The sequence below is a fragment of the Saccharothrix sp. CCNWYY140 genome (genome assembly GCF_037401995.1).
Classification (GTDB): domain Bacteria; phylum Actinomycetota; class Actinomycetes; order Mycobacteriales; family Pseudonocardiaceae; genus Actinosynnema.
Map to the genome: position 1 here is coordinate 1 of NZ_JBBEGC010000210.1, position 7,606 is coordinate 7,606.

Below are 7,606 nucleotides of genomic sequence, written 5' to 3' on the forward strand. Positions count from 1 at the left end.
TCGGGCAGGCCATACGGGGATGACACAAGCAAGAAGCCCAGGCAGAGGTGTGCCGTGCGGCAGCTTCGTGAAAAGCCTGGCGCGCGTGCGGTTGGGTGGGGGTGACGAGCTGCGTGTGGATCAACACCGGCTGTGCCCGCTGTGTCCGCTGTGTCCTGGGGTGGGGCTGTGCGGGGGTGCGTAAAGGTGGGGGTGGTGTTTATCCCTGGGGACAATGTTGGTTGTCCTGTTGGACCGTTTGCACGTATCTGAGTGCGACTGAACGGCCTGTGACGTGCCTCGCAGGGGGTGCCGGGGTTGGGGTGTGGCCCCGATCACATTTTGTCGGTGACTCGTCGGTTTTACCGTTGAGTAACTTTCGGGCGGTGTGACCTGCGTCTCAGCGTTGAGGAGCGAGCCGATGCGCCATCTGGGCGTCGAACTGACCGTCGTGGTCCCCGTCTACAACGAGGAACGGCGACTGGGCGCGAGTCTGCTCGGGTTGGGCATGGTGTTGGCCGGGACGGCGGCGGAGATCGTTGTGGTGGACAACGCGAGCACCGATGGGACTGTCGACGTCGTTCGGGAGCACTTGGGGGCCGCTGGGGCTGTGCGGCTTGTGCACTGTCCGGATCGTGGCAAAGGGGCCGCTGTTCGGGCTGGGGTGTTGGCGGCGCGGGGGCGGTTTGTGGGGTTTTGTGATGCCGACCTTGCCGCTGGGGTGGATGCGGTGCCGGGGGTGTTGCGGCGGTTGCGGGGCGGGGTTGATGTTGTTGTTGGGTCGCGGGCGCATCCTCGGTCGGATGTGAAGGCTCGGCACAGCGTGGTTCGGCAGGTTGGGGCTTGGGCGTTTCGGCGTGCTGTGGCGCCGATCGTGCCTGGGATCGGGGACACCCAGTGTGGCTTCAAGTTCTTCACCGCTGAGGTGGCGCGGGCGGTGTTCGAGCCGTTGCGGACCACTGGGTTCAGCTTTGACGTGGAGGTGTTGGCGCGGGCTCAGCGGCTTGGGGCTGTGATCGAAGAGGTGCCGGTGCGGTGGATCGATGTGCCGGGCTCGACGTTCGCGCCGTTGCGGCATGGGGTGCGCAGCTTCACCGATCTGCGGCGGGTTCGGGCGGTGCTGGACGGTGAGGTGCGTCCGGTGTGGCGGCCGGTGCCGGTCGCGGAGGCGGCGTAGTGCGCGGCGCGCGGGTGGTGGTGGTGAACTGGCGTGACCTGGGGCATTCCGCTGCGGGCGGGGCCGAGGTGTACGCGGTGCGCATTGCCGAGGCGTTTGTGCGAGCTGGTGCGTCGGTCACGTTTCTGACCGCTCGGGATCGTGGTCAGGCTGCGTCCGAGTCGGGTGTGTTCCGGACTGTGCGGCGGGGTGGGCGGTGGACGGTCTACCCGTGGGCGTTGCTGTGGTTGTGGGTGAATCGGCGGCGTATTGATCTCGTTGTGGACTGCCAGAACGGGATTCCGTTCTTCAGCCCGCTCGCGGTCGGTCGGCGCGCGCGGGTCGTGCAGGTGTTGCACCACGTCCACGACGGCCAGTTCAAGGTGCACTTCCCGCCGTGGCTGGCGGCGATCGGTCAGTGGCTGGAAGGGCCGGCGGCACGGCGGGTCTATCGGTCGGCGGCGACGGTGGCCGTATCGACGTCCACTGTGGACGCCATGCGGTCCCGGCTGCGCTGGCGAGGTGCGGTCCACGTGGTCCCCAACGGCTCTTCCCCTGTCCCGCACGATCTTCCCGGTCGCGCGGCTGAGGCTACGGTGGTCTGTCTGGGGCGGCTGGTGCCGCAGAAGCGGGTGGACCGGTTGATCGATGCCGTGGACGCGTTGCGGTCGCGGGTGCCGGGTCTGCGGTTGCATGTTGTCGGTGGTGGGCCGGAAGAAAGCGCGCTGAGGGAACGGGCGCGGCGCTGTGGCGGGGCCGTGGTGGTGCACGGGCATGTGCCCGAGGCGGAGAAGTCCGCGCTGCTGGCGGCGTCCTGGATCAATGTGACGCTGTCCGACGGCGAAGGGTGGGGCCTGGCGGTCGTGGAGGCCGCCGGGCACGGTGTGCCCACGTTGTGCCACGACGTCGACGGCCTGCGCGACTCGGTGCGGCAGGGCGAGACCGGCTGGCTCGTGCCGGTCGGCGAGGACGTCACCGAAGCGCTGCACGGTGTGCTCAAAGACCTGGTCGACCCGGCCTACGCCGCCGAGGTCGCGGACCGGTGCCGCGCCTGGGCTTCCCGGTTCTCCTGGGACGACTCGGGCGCCCGCTTCACCGCGCTGGCCGCCGACCTGCTGTCCGGTGCGGAGACCGGCGGCTGGCTGCCCGGGATGCCCGAAGCGACCGTCGCGACCTTCGCGCCCGGACCGACACCGCCCTTGCGGTGGCCGGGTGCGCGCGTGGGTGACGGGTGGGCGCTGGTAGAGCAGTGCCGGCCCGCGGACCTGCTGGTGGCGCTGCGCGCCGCGGGTGCACGGGACGTCGCCGTGCGCGCGGCGAGCGCCGCCGAACGGCTGCACGGGGTCGTGGTGGACCACGTCGCCGGAACCAGACCTCGGCCGCCGCGTCGGCCGTGAACGTTGGAGGAGGACAGTTGCGTCGCTACGTCACCTTCGCCCTGCTGGGCCTGGGGGTGTTCGCCGTGGTCGCCGGCTTGATGCTGAGCGTGTACGCGTACCCGAAGCTCGCCAGGGCGCCGCACGACATCGACACCATGTCGGTGGCCAAGGGCGACCGCATCACCGCGCTCGTGTACGTGCCGCAGGGGGACCGGGCCGTGCCCGAGATCCGGCGGGACCTCAGCCTCACGTCGACCCGGAAGGTCACCGGCGACCTGAAGGCGGAGGAGGTCGCCCGCGACGGCGACGTCACCGTGTGGGTCGAGGCGTCCAAGCTGGTGTCCGACAAGGACGGTCTGACGGTGAACGCCGGCGTGCGTTCCCTGTGCCTGGACCGGCACAGCGGCGAGATGGTGACGCCGTGCGAGAACCAGTACTACGAGAAGGAGACCGGCAAGCGGGTCAAGGCCGACCGCGGTGAGGCGCAGCAGCCGGGGCTGAGCTTCAAGTTCCCGTTCGGCACGGAGAAGCAGACCTACCGGTGGTACGACGGGACCGTGCGGCAGGCGCGCGACGCCCGGTACGTCGGCGAGGAGACCGTCAAGGACCTGCCGGTGTACAAGTTCGTGCAGGAGATCCCGTCCACCAAGGTCGACGAACGGGAGGTGCCCGGGTCGCTGGTCGGGCAGCCCGGCGTGCCCACGGTCAAGGCCGCGCTGCACTACGAGGTGGTGCGGACGTTCTGGGTCGAGCCGGTGACCGGCAAGGTGGTCAACGGCAGCGAGCAGGTCAAGCAGGAGCTGCGCCCCGCCACCGGTCCCGCGACCACGGTGTTCGAGGGGACGCTGAAGATGACCGAGGAGACCGTGACGGCGAACGTCAAGGAATCCGAGGAGAACCTGGGCAAGCTGTTCGTCATCACGACGTTGCCGACCGTGCTCTACGTCGTGGGCGGTGTGCTGATCGCGGTGTCGTTGGTGTTGCTGGCGACCGACAGGCCCGGACGGCACATGCGCAACGGCGGCGGCGCGGCGACCCGCGTGCAGCAACCCGTCGGGGTCTGACCCGACGAGGGGGCGGGACCTTCGCCGTCCCGCCCCCTTTCAGGACTCCTTGCGCAGCACCAGAACGGCGTTCCAGCTCGCGACTTCACGCAGGCCCGGGACGTGCGCGACCCAGCTCGCCCACGACGGGTGGTAGCGGGGGAACGCGCGGACCAGGGTGGCGTCCTCCCGCTGCCTGGCCCAGGCGAGGGCCGCACCGAAGGAGAACGCGAACAGGCTGGTGCCGAAGCGGTTCTTGGGTTCCGCGCCGGTCTTCGCGGCGAAGCGGCGGGCGGCGTAGTGGCCGCCGAGGTAGTGCCACGGCGAGGTTTCGTGACCGCCCCACGGTGAGAGCCACGGCGTGAAGGACAGGAACACCGTCCCGCCGGGCTTGGTCACGCGGACCATCTCGGACAGCATGTCGTGCGGCTGCGAGACGTGCTCCAGCACGTTGGACGAGTAGCAGACGTCCACGGATCCCGTGCGCACCGGGAGGTTGGTCCCGCTGGCGCGCACCATGTCCTGGCCCGGGGTGCCGCGCGCCGACAGCTCACCCACGTCGGGGTCCAGCCCCACGTACCGGGCACCTTTGGCGCGGAAGGCCTCCGAGAAGTAGCCCGGTCCGCCTCCTACGTCCAGCAAAACCTTGCCGGACAACGGGGTGAACGACTCGACCTGGTCCGCCGAGTCCTGCGCGAGCGTCCGGTAGAACGTGTCCCGGTCGGTCTGCTCGTTGCGGAACGCGCGGAACAGCTTGACCGACCGGCCCAACGTCGCGGTGTGCACGCCTAGCGCTTGGTGGTGCCGTAGTCGACCACGCCACCCGCGCCGTTCGCGGCCGGCGCGTGGTCAAGGTCGATGCTCCGGTCGGGGTTCGCGACGCCGACCAGCGCCACGGTGCCGCCGGTCGCCAGGGCGATGCCCGCCAGGATCACGACGACTGCTGCGACGATCTTGCCCACGAGTCACTCCTCGCATCGGTGGAACCACAATCTACCGGTCGGTAACCGTTGCCACAACACACATCCGGCCAAAAGTGCCAGCGCCGCAAGGTTTCCCGCCAAGATGGGCGCGGTGGACGTCGGCACGGTGGCCACGATGTCCCCGGGCACGCGGTAGAGCGTCAGCCAGGGACCGCGGAAAACCTCGGTCAGATCGTCGGTGTCGGCCACTTCGCCGGGTGTGCCGTGCTCGACCAGGACCCAGCCGATGCCGACCCGCCCAAGATCTTTATCTCGCAAGGCGTCCCGAACCTCAGGTAGTCGAGTGTCCTCACCCGGCACCGGAATCCCGTCGACGTACACCGTGTCGTCCACGACCGTCGTGCGCGGCAGCACGCGGGGCGCGGGGTCGAGCTGCGTGCGGTTCCCGTTCCACTCGAAGCGGCGGAACGCCCCCAACGGCAAGGCGAGCACATCACCGGGATGCGGGTCAGAAGCCAACACTTCACGCACCACAGCCCAGTCGGCGGGGTACTGCACGGTGTCAAGCCGCCCCCACCCCGCCCAGGCCAGATCCGGCATCGTGACCAGCGGCAACGCGATGGCCACCGCAGGTATCACCCGCCCACGCCGGCCCACCGCTTCCACCGTGAGCGCGAACCCGAGCGCCAGCGGAAGCGCCCACCACGCAACCCACTTCTGCGCATCCCGCAACAACGCCGCACCAGGAACGGTACTGACCGCCCACTCCAGCAGCACTTCCCCGAACGGCAAGTGCGCGAGCAAGGCGAAGCCCAGCCCCACCCCACCCAACGCCACCAGCCCACCCGTTCGACGAACCAGGGCAGGAAAACTCACCAGGGCAGCCGCCGCCACGGCCAGCGTCAACACCGGAACCAGCGGAAGGCCGCGACTAGCCGGCACCACATCAGCGTTCCAAAACCCACCCAACCCCAACACGGCCACCACCGCGCCCGCCCAGTTCTCCCCCTTGGCAGCGAACAGCTCCACGGCCTCCGGCGCAGAGAGCACAGCACCCGAGCGGAGCAAGGAAGGCACCAGCCAAGGCAAGTTGAGCACCAACAGCGCCGGCGTCACCACATGCGCCTTCCGCCACCCGGCCGCAGCCAGCGCAGTACCAACGGCGAGCAGCCCACCGGTCGGCGTCAACACGGCAGGCGCCACCCACAACACCAGCCGCGCCAACGACTTCCGCTCCCCACTCCGCACCGCCAACCCAGCCGCCGCCACCCACGGCAGACACGCATAGGCCAGCAGATAAGGCCAATGGCCCATGAACAGCCGCTCAGCGACGTAAGGCGTCCACCCGTACACCGTCGCCGCAACCAACCGAGTACTGGTCAACTGGGTCGGCACCAGCCTCCCCGCCCCCCACGGCCCGAGGACCAAAGCCGTTACCAGCAGGAGTTTCTGCACCACATCGCCCGGCAGGACGGATGTGAGCAGTGCCACCACGGCATCGGCCGGCACCGACCGCGGAGGCGTGGTGCCCATCCCAAGACTGTCCGGCAAAAGGCTCTGCTGAGGCGCGAACACCATGTCGTAGGACAGCACAAACCCCGGCCCCAGCAAGGGAAACAGGACGGCCAGCGCAAGCACCACAGACCACAAGGGAAGAATCAGCCGCTGTGTCAAGGGTTCTCACCACCCCCAGTCGCGGCTACAGTGCAAACCTCACCGTTCGCTGACCCCGGAGGTCCGCCGTGGCCGTCAGCTCGCCCGCCCGCGGCCAAACCCTCGCCATCACCGCCGGCGTGATGACCGCCAACGCTTCGGGCTACGTGCTCACCGTGGTAGCAGCGAGGGTGCTGAACCCGGCCGCATTCGGCGAACTGGGCGCTCTGCTGGCTGTCCTCCTGGTCGGTGCCGTCCCAGCGATGGGCTTGCAAACCCATGTGGCCCTCAAGATCGCCGCAGACCCGGACCGTTCTCGACGTCCGGTCGTGGGCTTGGGCCTGGCAGTCGCCGCCGCCGTAACGGCCGTGGCCGCTCTGGCCGTACCGATCGCCGTGCCGCTGCTGCGCGTGCCGGACATCGGTGCCGTCGTGTGGCTCGCACTGTGCGTAGGCCCTCTGACGTTGAACGGCCTGTGGCACGGCTTGCTCCAGGGCGACCGACGATACGCACTCTTCGGCGCGCTGGTCGCCCTGGAGGCCGTGGGCCGAGTAGGCGGAGCCCTGACCGCACTGGCATGGACAGGAACCACCACCGGCACCCTCGCAGGCGCAGCCCTCGGAACGGTGGCCTCCACGACCATCGGCTGGCTGACCTGCGGACGCCCAGGACCGTCCCGTTTCGCCAGGGCGGACGTCCGAGAGGTGCTGCACGCCGGCCAGGCCTTGCTCGCCGTAGTGGTCCTGGTGAACTTGGACTTGCTGCTGGCCCGACACGTCTTGCCCGCCACCGAATCCGGCGAATACGCGGTAGGCGCGGTCCTGACAAAGATCGCCTACTGGCTCCCACACGCAATCGCAGTGACCTTGCTGCCCAGACTGGCCCGCCAGGAGGGCAGCGGCCAAGCACTCCGAACCGCCCTCCTCGTGTGCGCCGCACTGGACAGCGCGGTAGTCCTCGGAGCTGCCGTGTTCGGCCCCACAGCAACCAGGTTGATCGGCGGGAAGTCCTATGTGGACAGCGCACTGCCGCTGTGGATATTCGCCCTGACCGGAACCCTGCTGGCGTTGGCGCAGCTGCTCTTGTACGCCCGAATCGCAGGCAGGGACCGAAAGGCAACCCTGCTGGTCTGGCTGGCAGTGGCGGTAGAGACAACCCTGGTCATGCTGTGGCTCAACGACTCCCCAACTCAAACCGTAACAGCAGCCGCCATAGCCACCGCGTTCTTGGTGATCTCCGGCGCCCTGGCAGAAACCCGAGCCCGCCGCCCTTAGCGCCTCCCACCCAAAGAGCGCGCGCTTTTCCTTTGGGCTAGCGCAGCAAACCTCCCTCCTGGGCTTTTCCGTCATCCCCGTATGGCCTGCCCGAAGGGCTACCGCACTTTCCAGGGGTTGCGGCCGAAAATTTTGTGAGGGACGAGCAAAATTTTTAGCGGCAACCCCTGGAAAGTGTGGTTGGCTTTGCCAGGCCATA

General features: G+C 68.7%; 7 protein-coding genes. 4 read left to right on the top strand and 3 right to left on the bottom strand.

Annotation, left to right across the window (positions count from 1 at the left end; translation table 11 throughout):
- Positions 1 to 400: 400 nt before the first annotated feature.
- The 3 genes from WBN91_RS38265 (at position 401) to WBN91_RS38275 (ending at position 3,578) form a co-directional block, all read left to right on the top strand.
- Complete coding sequence (locus WBN91_RS38265) at positions 401 to 1,156, top strand: dolichyl-phosphate beta-glucosyltransferase (RefSeq protein ID WP_337729205.1); 756 nt, start codon at positions 401 to 403, stop codon at positions 1,154 to 1,156.
- A gap of 68 nt (positions 1,157 to 1,224) precedes the next feature.
- Positions 1,225 to 2,532, top strand: a complete 1,308-nt coding sequence (locus WBN91_RS38270) for a glycosyltransferase family 4 protein (protein WP_337729441.1) — start codon at positions 1,225 to 1,227, stop codon at positions 2,530 to 2,532.
- Positions 2,533 to 2,549: 17 nt separating this feature from the next.
- A complete protein-coding gene (locus WBN91_RS38275) occupies positions 2,550 to 3,578 on the top strand; it encodes a DUF3068 domain-containing protein (RefSeq protein WP_337729203.1) in 1,029 nt (342 codons plus the stop codon).
- Between the two features lie 39 nt (positions 3,579 to 3,617).
- On the opposite strand, the gene WBN91_RS38280 is transcribed toward WBN91_RS38275, so the two are convergent.
- Genes WBN91_RS38280 through WBN91_RS38290 form a run of 3 tightly spaced genes read right to left on the bottom strand, consistent with a single transcriptional unit; the run spans position 3,618 to position 6,154 of the window.
- Positions 3,618 to 4,343, bottom strand: a complete 726-nt coding sequence (locus tag WBN91_RS38280) for a class I SAM-dependent methyltransferase (protein ID WP_337729202.1) — start codon at positions 4,341 to 4,343, stop codon at positions 3,618 to 3,620.
- A 2-nt stretch (positions 4,344 to 4,345) separates the two neighbouring features.
- On the bottom strand, positions 4,346 to 4,519 hold the full coding sequence (locus WBN91_RS38285; RefSeq protein ID WP_170199729.1) for a hypothetical protein: 174 nt from the start codon (positions 4,517 to 4,519) through the stop codon (positions 4,346 to 4,348).
- Positions 4,520 to 4,522: 3 nt separating this feature from the next.
- Positions 4,523 to 6,154, bottom strand: a complete 1,632-nt coding sequence (locus WBN91_RS38290; RefSeq protein ID WP_337729201.1) for a hypothetical protein — start codon at positions 6,152 to 6,154, stop codon at positions 4,523 to 4,525.
- A gap of 68 nt (positions 6,155 to 6,222) precedes the next feature.
- On the opposite strand from WBN91_RS38290, the gene WBN91_RS38295 reads away from it, so the two are divergent.
- A complete protein-coding gene (locus tag WBN91_RS38295; protein WP_337729200.1) occupies positions 6,223 to 7,407 on the top strand; it encodes a lipopolysaccharide biosynthesis protein in 1,185 nt (394 codons plus the stop codon).
- The last annotated feature ends 199 nt before the right edge of the window (positions 7,408 to 7,606 follow it).